At 72.4% G+C, this 14,796-nt stretch carries 16 protein-coding genes; 7 read left to right on the top strand and 9 right to left on the bottom strand.

Features of this window, described 5'->3' with window-relative positions; translation table 11 throughout:
* Window positions 1-8: 8 nt before the first annotated feature.
* Together atpD and atpC are read left to right on the top strand one after the other, a co-directional pair.
* Window positions 9-1,511, top strand: a complete 1,503-nt coding sequence (gene atpD / locus B1759_RS13110; RefSeq protein WP_095515518.1) for a F0F1 ATP synthase subunit beta — start codon at window positions 9-11, stop codon at window positions 1,509-1,511.
* 83 nt (window positions 1,512-1,594) lie between these two features.
* Complete coding sequence (gene atpC, locus B1759_RS13115; RefSeq protein WP_095515519.1) at window positions 1,595-2,005, top strand: ATP synthase F1 subunit epsilon; 411 nt, start codon at window positions 1,595-1,597, stop codon at window positions 2,003-2,005.
* Between the two features lie 236 nt (window positions 2,006-2,241).
* On the opposite strand, the gene B1759_RS13120 is transcribed toward atpC, so the two are convergent.
* From B1759_RS13120 to B1759_RS13130, 3 genes are read right to left on the bottom strand one after another with little or no spacing between them, the layout of a single operon-like run.
* Window positions 2,242-2,724 (bottom strand): hypothetical protein, encoded by a 483-nt coding sequence (locus B1759_RS13120; RefSeq protein ID WP_095515520.1) that lies wholly within the window; start codon window positions 2,722-2,724, stop codon window positions 2,242-2,244.
* Window positions 2,721-3,197, bottom strand: a complete 477-nt coding sequence (locus tag B1759_RS13125; RefSeq protein ID WP_143537384.1) for a hypothetical protein — start codon at window positions 3,195-3,197, stop codon at window positions 2,721-2,723. The genes B1759_RS13120 and B1759_RS13125 overlap by 4 nt, the downstream gene beginning before the upstream one ends.
* A 5-nt stretch (window positions 3,198-3,202) precedes the next feature.
* Window positions 3,203-3,982: a hypothetical protein gene (locus tag B1759_RS13130; protein ID WP_095515522.1), complete on the bottom strand. Its 780-nt coding sequence runs from the start codon at window positions 3,980-3,982 to the stop codon at window positions 3,203-3,205.
* Between the two features lie 129 nt (window positions 3,983-4,111).
* Here B1759_RS13130 and B1759_RS13135 point away from each other — a divergent pair, with 129 nt between their 5' ends.
* From B1759_RS13135 to B1759_RS13150, 4 genes are all read left to right on the top strand, one after another.
* Entirely contained in the window at window positions 4,112-5,011 is a 900-nt protein-coding gene (locus B1759_RS13135; protein ID WP_095515523.1) for an ABC transporter permease, read from the top strand.
* 158 nt (window positions 5,012-5,169) lie between these two features.
* Window positions 5,170-7,191, top strand: coding sequence for a von Willebrand factor type A domain-containing protein (locus B1759_RS13140; RefSeq protein ID WP_095515524.1), 2,022 nt, complete (start codon window positions 5,170-5,172; stop codon window positions 7,189-7,191).
* Between the two features lie 147 nt (window positions 7,192-7,338).
* Window positions 7,339-9,831, top strand: a complete 2,493-nt coding sequence (locus B1759_RS13145; protein ID WP_158225251.1) for a transglycosylase domain-containing protein — start codon at window positions 7,339-7,341, stop codon at window positions 9,829-9,831.
* 68 nt (window positions 9,832-9,899) lie between these two features.
* Window positions 9,900-10,220, top strand: coding sequence for a hypothetical protein (locus B1759_RS13150; RefSeq protein ID WP_095515526.1), 321 nt, complete (start codon window positions 9,900-9,902; stop codon window positions 10,218-10,220).
* A gap of 10 nt (window positions 10,221-10,230) precedes the next feature.
* Here B1759_RS13150 and B1759_RS13155 read toward each other — a convergent pair whose 3' ends face one another.
* The 5 genes from B1759_RS13155 to B1759_RS13175 are packed head-to-tail and all read right to left on the bottom strand — an operon-like array spanning window position 10,231 to window position 13,332.
* Window positions 10,231-10,665 (bottom strand): hypothetical protein, encoded by a 435-nt coding sequence (locus B1759_RS13155; protein WP_095515527.1) that lies wholly within the window; start codon window positions 10,663-10,665, stop codon window positions 10,231-10,233.
* A gap of 53 nt (window positions 10,666-10,718) precedes the next feature.
* Window positions 10,719-11,327 carry a dephospho-CoA kinase gene (coaE, locus tag B1759_RS13160; protein ID WP_095515528.1) on the bottom strand — a complete coding sequence of 203 codons (609 nt, stop codon included), beginning with the start codon at window positions 11,325-11,327 and terminating at the stop codon, window positions 10,719-10,721.
* A 22-nt stretch (window positions 11,328-11,349) separates the two neighbouring features.
* The gene (locus B1759_RS13165) at window positions 11,350-11,748 is read right to left on the bottom strand and encodes a hypothetical protein (RefSeq protein WP_095515529.1); all 399 of its coding nucleotides are present in this window, start codon (window positions 11,746-11,748) and stop codon (window positions 11,350-11,352) included.
* Window positions 11,749-12,126: a Rid family detoxifying hydrolase gene (locus B1759_RS13170; protein WP_095515530.1), complete on the bottom strand. Its 378-nt coding sequence runs from the start codon at window positions 12,124-12,126 to the stop codon at window positions 11,749-11,751. It lies immediately after the preceding gene.
* A 57-nt stretch (window positions 12,127-12,183) separates the two neighbouring features.
* Window positions 12,184-13,332 carry an FAD-dependent monooxygenase gene (locus B1759_RS13175; RefSeq protein ID WP_158225252.1) on the bottom strand — a complete coding sequence of 383 codons (1,149 nt, stop codon included), beginning with the start codon at window positions 13,330-13,332 and terminating at the stop codon, window positions 12,184-12,186.
* Window positions 13,333-13,396: 64 nt separating this feature from the next.
* On the opposite strand from B1759_RS13175, the gene B1759_RS13180 reads away from it, so the two are divergent.
* The gene (locus B1759_RS13180; RefSeq protein ID WP_095515988.1) at window positions 13,397-13,672 is read left to right on the top strand and encodes a cupin domain-containing protein; all 276 of its coding nucleotides are present in this window, start codon (window positions 13,397-13,399) and stop codon (window positions 13,670-13,672) included.
* A 76-nt stretch (window positions 13,673-13,748) separates the two neighbouring features.
* On the opposite strand, the gene B1759_RS13185 is transcribed toward B1759_RS13180, so the two are convergent.
* Complete coding sequence (locus B1759_RS13185; RefSeq protein WP_095515532.1) at window positions 13,749-14,708, bottom strand: hypothetical protein; 960 nt, start codon at window positions 14,706-14,708, stop codon at window positions 13,749-13,751.
* Between the last annotated feature and the right edge of the window lie 88 nt (window positions 14,709-14,796).

Raw genomic sequence — 14,796 nt, forward strand, 5'->3', positions numbered from 1 at the left:
ACGCCTCCATGGAAACCGTCACGCCTGCCGGCACCACCGGCGCCGTCCTTCAGGTCATCGGCCCCGTCGTCGACTGCGAGTTCCCCGCCGACGCCGTCCCCGAGATCTACGACGCCCTCGAGATCGCTCGCGGCGACGAGCCCACGCTGATCCTCGAGGTGCAGCAGCACCTCGGCGAGAACCGCGTCCGGACCATCTCCATGGACTCCACGGACGGCCTGACGCGCGGCACGCCGGTCGTCGGCACCGGTCGTCCGATCGCGATGCCGGTCGGCGTCGAGGTGCGTGGGCGTCTGTTCAACGTCGTCGGCGAGGCCATCGACGGGCTCCCGAAGCCGCAGGTCAGCGAGTACCGGCCGATCCACGCCGAGCCGCCGTCGTTCGACCAACTCGCGACGAGCATCGAGGTCCTGGAGACCGGCATCAAGGTCATCGACCTGATCCAGCCCTATGCCCGAGGCGGCAAGATCGGCCTCTTCGGTGGCGCGGGCGTCGGCAAGACGGTCCTCATCCAGGAGCTGATCAACAACATCGCCAAGGGCCACGACGGCTTCTCGGTGTTCGCCGGCGTCGGCGAGCGCACGCGTGAGGGCAACGACCTCATGCGCGAGATGCTCGAGTCGGGCATCATGAAGTACGGCGACGCCTTCATGCACTCGATGGAGGAGGGCGGCTGGGACCTCTCGAAGGTCGACATGGAGCTCCTCAAGGAGAGCCAGGCGGCGTTCGTGTTCGGGCAGATGAACGAGCCCCCCGGCGCCCGCGCCCGCGTGGCGCTCTCCGGCCTGACGCTCGCCGAGTACTTCCGCGATCTCGGCGGCACGGACGTGCTCTTCTTCGTCGACAACATCTTCCGCTTCACGCAGGCGGGCTCGGAGGTCTCGGCGCTCCTCGGCCGCATGCCGTCGGCGGTGGGCTACCAGCCGACGCTGGCGACCGAGATGGGCACGATGCAGGAGCGCATCACGTCCACCAAGAAGGGCGCCATCACGTCTGTCCAGGCCGTCTACGTCCCGGCGGACGACCTCACGGACCCGGCCCCGGCCACGACGTTCGCCCACCTCGACGCCACGACGACGCTCTCGCGCGGCATCGCGTCGCTGGGCATCTACCCGGCCGTCGACCCGCTCGACTCCACCTCCCGCATCCTGACGGCCGAGGTCGTCGGCGACGAGCACTACAAGGTGGCGCAGGACACGAAGATGCTCCTCCAGCGCGACAAGGAGCTGCAGGACATCATCGCGATCCTCGGCCTCGACGAGCTGTCCGACGAGGACAAGCAGGTCGTCAACCGGGCACGTCGCGTGCAGCGCTTCATGTCGCAGCCGTTCTTCGTCGCCGAGCAGTTCACCGGCACGCCGGGCAAGTACGTCAAGGTCGAGGACACCGTCCGCGGCTTCAAGATGATCCTCGACGGCGAGCTCGACCACCTGCCCGAGGGCGCGTTCCTCTACAAGGGCGCCATCGAGGAGGTCATCGAGGCTGGCGAGAAGATGCTGGCCGAGGCGTAGAGGGATGAGAGGGGGGTGGGCCCCGGGGGGATTCGGTCCCTCTGCCCATCCCTCCGTCCCGCATCCCCCATCCCTCTCTCCCCATGGCTGACTCCCTGCTCGTCGAGATCGTCTCCCCGGACCGCGCGGCCTACCGCGGCGAGGCCCGTGCCTTCCGCGCCCCCGGCGTCGAGGGTTCCTTCGAGGTCCTCCGCGGCCACGCGCCGATGCTCGCTGCCACCCAGGTGGGCACGGTCACCGTGACCACCCTCGCGGGCGAGCGCGTCTCGTTCGCGACCTCTGGCGGATTCGTCGAGGTGCTCGACAACCACGTCATCATGCTCGCCGAGACGGCCGAGCCCGCGGGCGACATCGACATCGAGCGGGCGAAGGCCGCCGAGGAGCGGGCCGCCGAGCGTCTCGCCGCGGCGCAGACGCCCGAGGAGCGCGCCGCGATGGAAGCTGAGCGTGACCGCGCCCGCAACCGCCTGCGGACCGCGATGGGCCAGGTCTAACGGCCGCCTGGCATTCGCGCAACGTTCTTGACCGCCTCTGAGGCGGTGGGTACCTTGCGGACATCGGGTTGAGCACGCCCAGCCCCGCCCTCCAGGGCGAGCTCCCCGACCTGAGCGTCCGACGGTTTTCCGTCGGGCGCTCTCTTTTTGTGCTTCTGCCCTGGGGGTGCCCTGGTCCTACTTGGCGCCTCCGACACCCGACCGAGGTCGTGTCCCCCGCTCAGAGCGGGGGCGGGTCAGCGTTCGAAGGTCAGCCGCGTGCCAGGGGACAGCGTGGGAAAGCCGAGAGGCACCGAGCCGCCGCCGCTGAAGATGAGCTCGGCGTCGGGGCGGATCACGATGTACACCATCCGGTCTCCGTCAAGGCTCTCGACACGGCCCGCGAGGTCCATGTAGACCGTGCCCTGGGCGACCGACATCGACCAGAAGATCAGGTCGAAGCCCTGGGGGCGGTCCTCGTTGAGCGAGTAGTTGCTCTCGAACGGCCCTCGCATGCGGGGGAACTGCTCATTGCCCGTCGGCAGGTCACCGTAGCCGCTGCGGTCGACGAAGCCCTCGGCGATCTCCCATCGGCCGGTCGCCGTCGCGCCGTCGATGGAGACCAGCTGCCAGTCGCCCGGCAGGTCGCAGCCGACCTCGTCGTAGAGGCAGCCTTCGCCGAACAGGTCGCAGCTGCCCAGCAGGATGGCGAGCGCCAGAAGAAGGGAGGTGCGGATCATCGGGTCAGGGTCCAGAGGGTGCGGACGGCCTCGGCGCCGTCGAAGCGGTAGAAGGACCAGACCTGCCGCGAGGCGCTGTCCTCGACGATCGTCGCCACCACGTCGTCGATGATGTTGCCTCCCGCGCCGATGAAGATGAGGCGGCTGGCGGTGCCGTCGGACGTGATGACGGAGCAGTCGCGGAAGCCGCGCGGGGCGGCCGGGTCGTAGGAGACCGCGATGCGGTCGTCCTCGCCCGCGTTTTGGAGGGTGGTCCGGTTGCACTCGATCACGCGGCCCACCTCGAAGGCGTCGACCTCGGGCGTGCCCTCAGGCGTGACCGAGCCGTCCGAGCGGATCCGTTCCATCGTGATGGTGCGCGTCCAGGTGCCGTCGAGGCGCGACATCAGCTCGGCGCCGCCGGAGCCCGTCGTCGAGAGCGTGTCGCACCCGGCGAGGAGCAGCAGGGCGAGAGGGAGGAAGAGGCATCGCATGGGCATCAGAAAAGGCGGAGTTCGACGCCGACCTGCAGGCGCGGGCCGACGTAGTCGCGATCCGAGACGGCGGCCCCGTCGTCGACCCCGCTCGGGTCGGCGACCCAGCGGTCGAAGTCGCGGGGGAGGTAGTTCTTGCCGTTGCGGCTGGCGTCGTAGTCGGTGACCGGCAGCCGGGTGTCGGAGATCTCCAGCGGGAACAGCACCCGGACCGGGATGAACAGGCGGTCGCCGAGGGCGAGCCCGCCCAGCGCGCCGACCTCGAAGTAGGGCGACGAGGCGGTGTAGACGCCGTTGAAGGCGAACTCAGAACCGAGGCTCTCCGAGCCGTCCGGGTACGTCGTGGCGACCTCGACGCGCACGCCTCGGAACATGCCACCCGCCGACGCGCCCACGACGACGGGGCCGAACTGGCCCGTCAGGTCCATCGTCACGACGTGGTCCAGCGTCCGCGACTGGACGCGGTTGCCGCGACCGTTCTCGAACGTCGACGCGACATCCGAGGTGGCCCGGCCGAGCTGGTACGTGAGGCCGAACCCGATGGAGCCGGAGGAGAGACGGCCCGTCACGCCGAGGGCAGGCGTCATCTGCTCGCCGGGGAGGAAGTCTACCGGGGCGTCCAGCGACTCGGCGAAGTAGCTGCTGTACGTCGTGCCGAGCTGGCCGAGGCGGTCGGCGTCGTAGCGGGCCTGCGAGTACGCGCCGGTCACGTACACCCCCGACGGCTGGGCGCGGGCGCCCATCGCGACGAGGAGGCCTGCGGCGAGGAGGAGGGGGAGGCGCATGGAGGAAGAGGCAGGTCTCGGAAGGTCACGCGCCGATCCGCCCCGCGCGTCCCCTCTGCCGGGGAGGCCGCGGGGTGGGAGGGCGCCTCGAAGCGCGCTATGTTCTGGCGTCTCCCCCCGACACCGCCTGTGGCCCTCTCCTACTCCGTCCGCGAAGGGCTCGCCGGGTTCCGGCGGGCCAAGCTGGCCGCCGCGACGAGCGTCGTGGCACTTGCCATCGCCCTGGTGCTCATCGGCATCTTCGCCCTGCTCGGGTGGCAGGGCCAGAACGTGGCCGAGGTGCTCCGTCAGCGCGCCTCCGAGGTCGAGATCTTCCTCGACGACGGCGCCTCGCCCGAGGTCGCCGCGCGCGTGGGCGACCGCCTGCGGAGCGTCGCCGGGGTGGACTCGGTGCGCTACGTGTCCCACGAGGAGGCGGCCGAGATCTTCAGCGAGGCCTTCGGCGAGGAGGCGGATCTGTACGACGACGCCCAGTTCCTGCCCGCCAGCTACCGCGTCCGCCTCGGGGGCGCCGCGGCCAGCCCCGACTCGCTCGCCGCGTTCGCGGAGGTGGTGGACGGGTGGACGGCGGTGGAGGAGGTGGCCTACGACCGGGCCTCGGTGGAGGCCGTCGAGCGCAACCTGCGCGTGTTCTCGGGCGTCGGGCTGGCGGTCGCGTTGCTGGTGGTGGTGGCCGCGTTGCTGCTGGTCGGCAACACGGTGCGGCTGTCGATCTACGCGCGCCGCATGCTGATCCGGACGATGAAGCTGGTGGGTGCCACGAACGCGTTCATCCGGCGGCCCTTCCTGGTGGAGGGCGTGATGCAGGGGCTCGCCGCGGGGGTGGTCGCCGGGGTCGTGCTGTGGGGGCTGTATGGTCTCTTCCTCAGCTTCATCCGCTCCGCCGACGCGGGGGCGGACGCGGTCGGCTGGCCGGGCGGGACGCCGCTGCTGGCCATCGCGGTGCTGATCGGGCTGGGCCTGCTGCTGGGCTTCGTGGCGTCCAGCATCGCGGTGCGACGTTTCATCCGGCAGGTCAACCTGAGCTGAGCGCGGGGCGCTCCGGCGTGCCCGGTGTGACGCGGCGGGCGACGGGTGCGGCTATGGGGTGTCTCCGAGGGACCGGCACCGCGTGTGCACGGCATCGGCCCTGCCTTGCGGCAAGGTCCAGATTCCCCCGACGTTCCGTCTCGCTCGCCCCCAGGCCCATGCTGATCCGTCTCGCCGCGCTGGCGCTCCTCGCCGTCGCCCCCGCGCTCGCCGCCCCCGTTCCCGTCGCGCCCGGCACCGGCGGCCTCGCGGGCCTCGTCACCGACGCCGACACGGGCGATCCGCTCATCGGGGCCAACATCTACATCCCTGCGGAGCAGCGCGGCGCGGCGACAGACATCCACGGCCGGTACCTGATCCTCGGCCTTCCGGCGGGGCGCTACGAGGTGCAGGTCTCGTACACCGGCTACGCGTTCCAGACCTACACCGAGGTGGAGGTCGTCAGCGGGCAGCGCACGACGCTGGATGCCCAACTCAGCGGCGAGTCGTTGGGCGAGGTCGTCGTGGAGTACGAGCGGCCGATGATCCAGCGGGACGCCATCGGGGCGCCGCGCGTCATGTCGGGTGCCGAGATGCGGGGCCGCCGGACGCCGGGGATCGCCGCCCAGCGGTCCGCCGCGCCCATGTCCGCGCCCGCTGCCGTGGGCGGCGTGATGCGCCAGCAGACGACGCGCCCCGGCGGGCTCTATCCGCCGCCGACCGACCGGGAGGGCTACGCCACCATTGAGGAGGCGGGCTTCAAGCGCGTCACCGATTCGCCGCTGTCGACGTTCTCCATCGACGTGGACCGTGCCAGCTACTCCAACGTCCGCCGCTTCCTGACCGATGGGCGGCTGCCGGTAGTGGACGCTGTCCGCGTGGAGGAGATGGTGAACGCGTTCGACTACGGCCTGGAAGGGCCAGGGCGCCGCGACCAGCACCCGTTCGCGGTCTCGGCGGAGATCACCGACGCACCGTGGGCGCCGCAGCACCGGCTCGCGCGGATCAGCCTCCAGGGGCGCCGCATCGACACCGAGGACCTGCCGCCGGCCAACCTCGTCTTCCTGATCGACGTGTCGGGCTCGATGAGCGCGCCGGACAAGCTGCCGCTCTTGCAGCGCGCGTTCCGCCTGCTCGTCCGCGAGATGCGGCCGCAGGACCGGATGGCGCTCGTCGTCTACGCTGGGGCGTCCGGCCTCGTGCTGCCGCCGACCGACGGGACGGAGAAGGCGCGCATCCTGGAGGCCATCGACAACCTGCGCGCGGGCGGCTCGACGGCGGGCGCGGCCGGGCTCCGGCTGGCCTACCAGACGGCGCGCGAGCACTTCGACCCGCACGCCACCAACCGGGTCATCCTCGCCACCGACGGCGATTTCAACGTGGGCGTCTCGTCGGACGCCGAGATGCAGCGGCTGGTGGAGGAGGAGCGCGAGTCGGGCGTCTTCCTGAGCGTGCTCGGCTTCGGAACGGGCAACGTGCAGGACGCCAAGATGGAGACCCTCGCCGACCACGGCAACGGCAACTACGCCTACATCGACGGCATCCGGGAGGCCGAGCGCGTGTTCGTCCGCGAGTTCGGCGGGACGCTGTTCGCCATCGCCAAGGACGTCAAGATCCAGGTCGAGTTCAACCCGGCGCAGGTGGCGGGCTACCGGCTGATCGGCTACGAGAACCGCGCGCTCGCCAACGAGGACTTCGCCGACGACCAGAAGGACGCGGGTGAGTTGGGTGCGGGCCACACGGTCACGGCGCTCTACGAGATCGTGCCGCGCGGCGTCGAGGTCCCGACGGCGGGCGTCGACGGCCTGCGGTACCAGACGACGCCCGACCTCACCGAGGCGGCCGAGAGCGGTGAGTGGCTGGCCGTCCGCCTGCGCTACAAGCCCGCCACGGGGGCGGGCACGTTCGCCGACGAGTCGGTCCGCCTCGACGTGCCGGTGGCCGGGCGCGCGGTGCCGCTGGCGCGGGCCTCCGAGGCGACGCGCTGGGCCGTGGCGGTGACGGAGGCGTCGCTGCTGCTGCGCGAGAGCGAGTACGCGCCGGGCGCCACCTGGGACGACGCGCTCGCGCTCGCTCGCGGCGCCCGCGGCGCCGACGCCCACGGGGACCGCGCCGAGTTCGTGCGCCTGATCGAAACGGCGGCGGCGCTGGCGGCGACCGAGGCGGACCGCCGCGACCGCCCGGTGGCGCTGGGAGACTGAGGCCCGGAGGACGGGGTCTGAGAGGGGAGGAGAGCGCACACCTCTCCCTCTCGCCCCACCCTCGCACACACCGCTCCGTCGGAATGTCCGTGTGACGCCCGGGGTAGACTGATGTGTCGGTGGCACGGGTTTGGATCTGGTACGTTCATGCCGACGCCTCCTCGTCCCCCCGTTCCGCTGGACCTCCGCCCCACCATCGCCCGCCCGGCCCCCGAGCGCCGCTCGCCGCCCGTCGTGGCGCCGACGCGCAACCCGTTCAAGCGCTACTGGCGGGCCGTCAGCGACGCCGATGAGTCGTGGGGGCAGCGGATCTTCGTGGCCGTCGGCGTGCCGCTGGCACTCGGCCTCGGCGCCGCCGGGCTCGCGGTGGGGGCATTTCTGATCTACGCGTGGTCCCTTCTGCCCGAGACGCCGGACGCTTATGCGTTGGCCCGTGCCACGCGGTCGCAGCCGACCATCGTCTACGACGTGCGCGGTGAGCGGCTGACCCAGTTCGAGCCCGCCTTTCGCGAGTGGGTGCCGCTGGACTCGATCCCGGTCCATCTCGTCGACGCGCTCATCGCGACCGAGGACCGGGCGTTCTACGACCACAGCGGCGTGGACCTCCGGCGGACCGTCGGCGCCATCTGGAACACCGTCCGGGGGCGGCGCGAGGGCGGTTCGACCATCACGCAGCAACTCGCGCGCAACCTCTTTCCGGAGGAGATCGGCAACGCGGGCACCGTCGAGCGGAAGACGAAGGAGGCGATGGCCGCCCGGGCCATCGAGCGCGAGAACACGAAGCGCGAGATCCTGGAGGCCTACCTCAACACCGTCCCGTTCCTCTACAACGCGCACGGCGTCGAGATGGCCGCGCGAACGTACTTCGGCACCCACGCGCCCGACCTGACGGTGACGCAGTCGGCGATGCTGGTGGCGATGCTGAAGGGGCCGAACCTGTACAACCCGGTCCGCCACCCCGAGGCGGCGACAGCCCGCCGTGACCTCGTGCTCCGGCTGATGGCGGCTCAGGGCAAGATCGACCCGGTCGCTGCCGACTCGTTCCGCGCCGAGCCGCTGGGCGTCGACCTCCAGCCGCAGCCGTCGACGTACAGCGCCGCGCCGCACTTCACCGCCGCCGTCCGCCGCGAGTTGGACGAATGGGCGACGGCACGCGGCTACGACGTCGACCGCGACGGGCTGGTCGTCCGCACGACGCTCGACCTGACCATGCAGCGCGCCGCCGAGGCGGCCGTGGCCGAGCGCGCCACCCGCCTCCAGCGCACCGCCGACGCCCAGTGGGGCCGAGGCGTCCCGCGTCGGGCCCTCGACGCGGCCCTCCGCACGACCACCGCCTACGCCCGCGCCCGCGACGCCGGGGCGGACGCCGAGGCCGCCCTCGCCACCGTGCGCGACGACGCGGCGCTGGTGGACTCCACGATCGGGGTCGTCCGTCGGGTCGAGGCTGCGCTCGTGGCCATCCAGCCTGAAACCGGTGCCGTGCGTGCCTACGTCGGCTCGCGCGACTTCGGGGTCGACGAGTACGACCACGCGGGCGTGGCGCTGCGCCAGCCGGGCTCCACGTTCAAGGCGTTCGTCTACGCGGGCGCCCTCCAGCGTGGCTACGCGCCCGAGGACACGCTGGGCGGCGGCTCCGCCGAGGTGGAACTGGACGACGGCACCACGTGGCGTCCGGCCGGTGGCTCGACGCGCGGCACCCTCGCCGACGCCCTCGCCTTCTCCAAGAACGCCGCCACGGCCCGGCTGACGCAGGAGGTGGGCGCGCACCGCGTCGCCCTCGTGGCCCGGCGCATGGGCGTCACGAGCGACCTCGACGTGGTCCCCTCCATCGGCCTCGGCACGAGCCCGGTGACCCTGCTGGAGATGGTCTCGGCCTACGGCACCATCGCCAACGACGGGCTGCGCCGCGAGCCGCGCCTCATCACGCGCATCGAGACCGCCTCGGGGACCGTGCTGGACTCGTTCGGCGGGACCGGCAACCAGGCGCTCACCCGGCGCGACGCGCGCAACCTGCTCGACATGTTGCGCGGCGTCGTCGAGCGCGGCACCGGGCGCCCGCTCCGCGAGATGGGGGCCACCGGCGACCTCGCGGGCAAGACCGGCACCACCCAGGACTACGCCGACGGCTGGTTCATCGCCATGCGGCCCGGGCTGGCCGTCGGCGCGTGGGTCGGCTTCAACGACCAGCGCGTGACCTTCCGCTCGAAGCAGACCGGCGAGGGCTCGCGGACCGCGCTGCCGGTCGTGGGCGACTTCCTGCTCCGCGTCCAGGACCGCCTGCCGGATGTGTCCTTCCCGCCGCCGCCCGGCCGCTACCAGGCTCTCGACATCGACCCCGACGGCGACTCGCTCCTGGTCGACGAGCCCAGCGTCGCGGACGTGACGCCGGACGACTACGAGTGGGCCTTCGGCGAGGACCCCTCCGACCCGGCGCCCATCGACGCGCCCGAGGTCGTCCGCCCGGTCGAGGAGAAGCCGGACCTTCGCCAGCTGCCGCCGTCGAGCCGCCGCATCGGTTGGGGCGGCGACGGCCAGCGCGCCGACCCGCCGACGGAGGCTCCCGCACCGACGCGCAACCCGAACAACCGGGGCGGGATGACGGCTGAGGAGATGATCGAGCGGGCCAAGGAGGACGGCTAGACGGGCGGGACCTTTAGCGGCGCCTCTGAGCGCCGATACCCCACCCGTCTCACTCGCCCGGTGCCGTCGTGTCGCGCTCGATCCTCCTGCCGCTCCTCGCCCTCGGCGGCATCATCCTGTACGGGACCACGCGCGCGGCAGGGCCTGCGCCCGACTTCGGCCCCGCAGAGGAGCCCTCGGCCGTGGACGGACTCGTGGTCCTCGACGAGGACCCGCCGCTGACGCGCCTGGACCCGCACCGCGACTCTCGGCAGTCCACGGCGCCCCCTCCGGCACCGCGCCTCCGGTCGGACCTCGTCGCGGAGGAGGAAACGCCGGCGTCCGTCGACAGCGCTCAGGCCGAGGCGCCCGAGACCCTCGACGAGGACCGCGAGGCCGACACCCCCTGACTGGGTCGCGTCAGTCGCCGAACACGCCGATGCCGTAGGCGCAGGGCTCGACGGCGCATGCGGCCATCCGCACGCGGAGCGAGAACGTGCCCGACCAGCGCGGCGTCACGCGTACCACCGGGACCGCATCGGTGCCCGTGTCGGAGTCGATCAGGTTGTCGTTCTCGTCGTAGAGCCAGAAGTCCAGGTCGGCGCAGTCCGTGTCGCAGGCGCCGACGATGGCGTACGAGCGGGTGGCGGTGAGGCCCACCGAGACCGTGTCCTCTCCCTCCTCGCGGAGGCGGTCGAGCCGGTAGCTGTGGGAAGGACGGAGTCCCTGGTCTCGGAGTGCGTCCCTGGCGGTGTCGAGCTGGTTGCGGACCTGAGAGGCAGGCGCCTGCGCGGCGACGGGCGAGGCGAAGAACAGGAGAGCGACCGTCAGGAGGCCGGGCAGGCGCCGGGGCATGGCATGCAGAGGAGCATCGGCATGCAGGGTAGCGCGGCCGGTACGCCGGTCCTCTACCCGATCGGGGGGAGGCCGAGGTCTCGGGCGAGGGCGTCCGCCTCGGCGTGGAGGGCGGCCAGGTCCCCGGTGTTGTCCACCACGCGGTCGGCGCGGGCGCGGGCCACGGCGGGGTCGGCCTGGTGGCGGACGCGGGCCAGGATGGCTGCCTCTGGGACCCCGTCTCGCGCCGCCGCACGCGCCACGCGGACCTCGACGGGGGCGTCCACGACCACCACGAGGTCGACGACCGACTCGCCGCCGGTCTCGACCAGCAGGGCCGCCTCGTAGACCAGCACGCGGACGCCGTCGGCACGGGCCTGCTCGACGGCCTCGGTCAGTGCCTGCCGCACGGCCGGGTGGACGATGCCGTTGAGCGCGGCCAGCTCGTCGGCGTCGGCGAACACGCGGGCGCCCAGCCCGGCACGGTTCAGCGCCCCTTCGGCGTCGAACGTCTCCGGCCCGAACCGCTCCACGAGCCGCTGGCGGACGGCCTCGTCCTCGGCCATGAGTTGCTTCGCGAGGGCGTCGGCCAGGACCACACGCGTGCCCTCGTGCGCTCCCAGCCGCGCCACGAAGGCCGACTTCCCGCTCCCGATCCCCCCGGTGACGCCGACGGTGGTCATGGATTCGGGTTCCGCTCCACCGTCAAAACGGCGCGTCGTGCGTGACGGCGACCGCGATGCGCCAGTCGTCGTCAGACGGGACGAGGGTGTAGGTGGTCGCGTAGGTCCAGCGCATGCGGCTGCCGCGCCGGCCGAGCGCCCAGTCGACGCGGGCCAGCGTGTGGGTGGGGCCGTGCTGCAGGAGCGTGATCTCGGCCACGCGGACCTTCTGCACGTCCCACGCACGGTGGAGGGCCAGCAGCGCCTCGGCGCTCCCCGCGACGGTCTCCGGCGTCAGGGCGGCCTCGGTGACGCCCTCGCGCACGAACAGGCACGGCGTGACGAAGTGCCCGGCGATGGCGGGGGCGTCGAACGCCTCGAAGGCCTCCGCGTAGCGGGCGAAGAACGGCGCGAGCATCTCAGCCTCCGTGACCTGCGCCATCTACCCGACCTCGGCGATCACCTCGATCTCGACGAGCGCGCCGACCGGGAGCGCATCCACGGCGACCGTGGAGCGGGCCGGGCGGTGGTCCCCGAAGGCCTCCGCGTAGACGGCGTTCATGGCCTTGAAGTCGTCCATGGTGTCCAGGTAGACGGTCGTCTTGACGACGTCGCCGAGGCCGACGCCCGCCGTCGCGAGCACCGCGCGGATGTTGCGGAACACCTGCTCGGTCTGGGCGGCCACGTCGTCGCCGACGAGCACGCCCTCGGTGGGGGAGAGGGCCACCTGACCGGAGCAGAACAGCAGCCCGCCGACGCGGACGGCGTGGCTGTAGGGGCCGACGGCGGCGGGGGCGCCGGGAGCGGAGACGATGTCCATGCGAGTCGAGAGCGGAGGAAGCACAGGATACCGCCGCAGGGCAGCCGGACGGGCGCCTCATCCCCGAACGTCGCGAAGCCACCGGCGGAGGCCGGGCGTCCGCAGACCCAGCCGGAGCGCGCCGTCGCGGAGGCTCGCCCACGGCTCGGGCAGCGTCACCAGTCGACCGAGGCGGACCGCCTGCCGCACCGTCGCCTCGATGTGCGGGCGCCGGATGGCCTCGTAGGGGGTCAGCGTGTCGGTCTTCCCGTGGACGGCAGCGGTGAGGGCGGGAGCCAGCACCGACAAGTCGCGCAGTCCGGCGCCGAGTCCCTGGCCGAGGAACGGCGGCATCTGGTGGGCCGCGTCGCCGGCGAGCACGAGCCGCCCCCGACTCCACGGCCGGGCGACGAGGTCGTGGAAGGTGTAGACCGCCGCGCGCTCGACCGTCACCGCGTCGGGGTCCACGAACGGCGCCAGCCGAGCGCGCACCGCCTCCGGCCGACGGGCCGCCTCGGCGTCCTCGTCAGCTGCCAGCCTGAACTCCCATCGGCGGCGTGGGTCCGCGAAGGGGACGTAGGTCGCAGGCACGGCCGGGTCCGCGATCTGGCGGAGGCGGTCCGGCAGGTCCGCTCCAGCCCCGTCGTGGAGCTGCACATCCACCACGAGCCACGTCTGGTCGAAGCCGCGTCCCTCCAGCACCGCTCCCATCGCCTCGCGGACCGTGCTGCTCGCGCCGTCGCACCCGACCACCCACGCCGCGCGGGCCTCGAATCGCCCCTCCGTGCTCGTGCCCGTCAGGACCACGCCTCCGTCCGCCTCGGCGACCTCCTCGACCGTGTGCCCGAGGCGGACGGTGACGGTCGGCAACGTCGCCAACCGCGCCCGGAGGTCCCGCTCGATGGTCGGCTGGTGGATGAGCAGGCCCACGGGGAAGCCGTCCGGCGGCGCCTCGCGTGGGCGGCCCCGCAGCAGGAGACGCCCGGTGCGGTCGACGAGGTCGAAGCCGTCCAGCGGACGCCCGGTCGCGGGCGCCCCCGCCTCGGCGAGGACACGGAGGGCATGGCCGTCGAGGTGCGCCGCGCGGGGCAGCGAGTGGGGCGCCGTGTCGCGGTCGAGCGCGACCACCCGGAGGCCGCGTCTGCCGAGCAGCGCCGCCAGCGTGGCGCCGACCGGCCCGAGGCCGACCACGGCGACGTCGTACAGGGCGGGGGAGTCGGGCGGCATCTGGGGAGAACCCTGCCGGACGCGCCCGGATTCAACAGGTCCTTTCTCCCTGATCCCCCTTCCCATGGCCGACTCCTCCGAATCCACCGTCCTCATTTCCGGTGACGCCGTCGCCCTCCGCCGCTGGACCGAAGCGGCGGGCACGACCGGTGACCCTCACACACGCCCCTACGAGACGGTCGGCACGGTCCTCGACGGGCGCCTCGAAGTCCACCTCGGGGACGACGTGACGACGTGCGCCGCGGGCGACAGCTACCGCGTCCCGGCGGACGCCCAGCGGCACTACGTCGTCCTCGAAGACCTCGTCGCCATCGAGGCGACCGCGCCGCCTGCGTCGTAGCGCGAAGCCCGCTCCGTATGCACCGAGCCCCGCCCTCCGTCATGGAAGGTGGGGCTCGCTGTCGGATGACGGCCGGCTAGAAACCGAGGATCGGCAGGGTGGGGCGAACCGCGCGCTCGTTCTGGCGCCGGGCCGCGGGCACCGGCCGTGCCGCAGCGCTCGTGCCGGAGCGGAAGCGGTACGTCAGCAGGAAGTCGACGGCCGAGATCGAACCGGGCGTCGCGAACGCGGTGCTCTCGTAGAACGAGAGGCACTCGTCCGTGCACGACAGGTCTCCGATGTCGGTCGCCACCAACTCCAGTGTGTTGCCCTCCACGGTGGTGCGGAACGTGACGACCTCCGTCTGACCTCCCTGGGTGACCGTGACGCGCACGTCGCCGTCGACCAGTGCCCAGGTGCCCGTCACGTCCTGGTCGTCGTCCGGGGTGAACGCGGTGGCGCGGAAGGTGCCGTCCTCCTCGAACGTGAACCGCACCGTTCCGTCGAAGGGCTCCTCGAAGCGTTCGACCACGGCGGGCGTGCCGGGCGTGAGCGCGAGGTCGGGGTAGCGCAGCGTGCCCGAGGCGGTGGCCGTCGCGGTGCCGCTGCTCATGGTGATGGGCGCGACGGTGAACCGGCCGCCGCTCCGCGCGATCAGCGACCGGCGCGGGGTGAAGTAGGCGTTGTAGCTCAGCCCGGCGTCCGCGTCGATCAGGCTCGCCTGGGACTCCGTGGCGGTTTCGAGGAGCACGAGCTGGACGTAGCCCGTCGTCGACAGCGGACTGGTCGACTCGACGGCGAGGTTGACGGTGCCGTCGGCGTCTGCGAACAGGTTCACCACGGAGCCGAGGCTGGCGGTGGTCGCGCCCGTGATGGCGATGGTGCCGGTCGGCTCCACGGTCCGGTCGGGGATCGTCTGGGCCGTCGAGCTGGTGACCCGGGTGTCGATCTGGGCGGCGGTCAGCGTCCAGGTGCCGACGAGGGCATCCTCGGGGGAGGAGCTGTCGCACGCAGCGACGAGGAGGAGAGCGGGGAGAAGGAGGGCGAGGCGGCGCATCGGGGTGGGATGAAAAGCGGCCGATGGTACCCCATCACTAGGCCGCCGCCTAGTGCATTCGCGTCAGCCCATCCGATTTCGCTCGCTC

It is taken from the genome of Rubrivirga sp. SAORIC476 (assembly GCF_002283555.1).
GTDB lineage: Bacteria > Bacteroidota > Rhodothermia > Rhodothermales > Rubricoccaceae > Rubrivirga.

What these genes read in the sequence shown, in the direction of transcription:
- atpD (WP_095515518.1), top strand. Translation starts at nt 9, where the DNA reads ATGGAAACCGTCACGCCTGCCGGCACCACCGGCGCCGTCCTTCAGGTC.
- atpC (WP_095515519.1), top strand. Translation starts at nt 1,595, where the DNA reads ATGGCTGACTCCCTGCTCGTCGAGATCGTCTCCCCGGACCGCGCGGCC.
- B1759_RS13120 (WP_095515520.1), bottom strand. Translation starts at nt 2,724, where the DNA reads ATGATCCGCACCTCCCTTCTTCTGGCGCTCGCCATCCTGCTGGGCAGC.
- B1759_RS13125 (WP_143537384.1), bottom strand. Translation starts at nt 3,197, where the DNA reads ATGCGATGCCTCTTCCTCCCTCTCGCCCTGCTGCTCCTCGCCGGGTGC.
- B1759_RS13130 (WP_095515522.1), bottom strand. Translation starts at nt 3,982, where the DNA reads ATGCGCCTCCCCCTCCTCCTCGCCGCAGGCCTCCTCGTCGCGATGGGC.
- B1759_RS13140 (WP_095515524.1), top strand. Translation starts at nt 5,170, where the DNA reads ATGCTGATCCGTCTCGCCGCGCTGGCGCTCCTCGCCGTCGCCCCCGCG.
- B1759_RS13145 (WP_158225251.1), top strand. Translation starts at nt 7,339, where the DNA reads ATGCCGACGCCTCCTCGTCCCCCCGTTCCGCTGGACCTCCGCCCCACC.
- B1759_RS13155 (WP_095515527.1), bottom strand. Translation starts at nt 10,665, where the DNA reads ATGCCCCGGCGCCTGCCCGGCCTCCTGACGGTCGCTCTCCTGTTCTTC.
- coaE (WP_095515528.1), bottom strand. Translation starts at nt 11,327, where the DNA reads ATGACCACCGTCGGCGTCACCGGGGGGATCGGGAGCGGGAAGTCGGCC.
- B1759_RS13165 (WP_095515529.1), bottom strand. Translation starts at nt 11,748, where the DNA reads ATGGCGCAGGTCACGGAGGCTGAGATGCTCGCGCCGTTCTTCGCCCGC.
- B1759_RS13170 (WP_095515530.1), bottom strand. Translation starts at nt 12,126, where the DNA reads ATGGACATCGTCTCCGCTCCCGGCGCCCCCGCCGCCGTCGGCCCCTAC.
- B1759_RS13175 (WP_158225252.1), bottom strand. Translation starts at nt 13,332, where the DNA reads ATGCCGCCCGACTCCCCCGCCCTGTACGACGTCGCCGTGGTCGGCCTC.
- B1759_RS13180 (WP_095515988.1), top strand. Translation starts at nt 13,397, where the DNA reads ATGGCCGACTCCTCCGAATCCACCGTCCTCATTTCCGGTGACGCCGTC.
- B1759_RS13185 (WP_095515532.1), bottom strand. Translation starts at nt 14,708, where the DNA reads ATGCGCCGCCTCGCCCTCCTTCTCCCCGCTCTCCTCCTCGTCGCTGCG.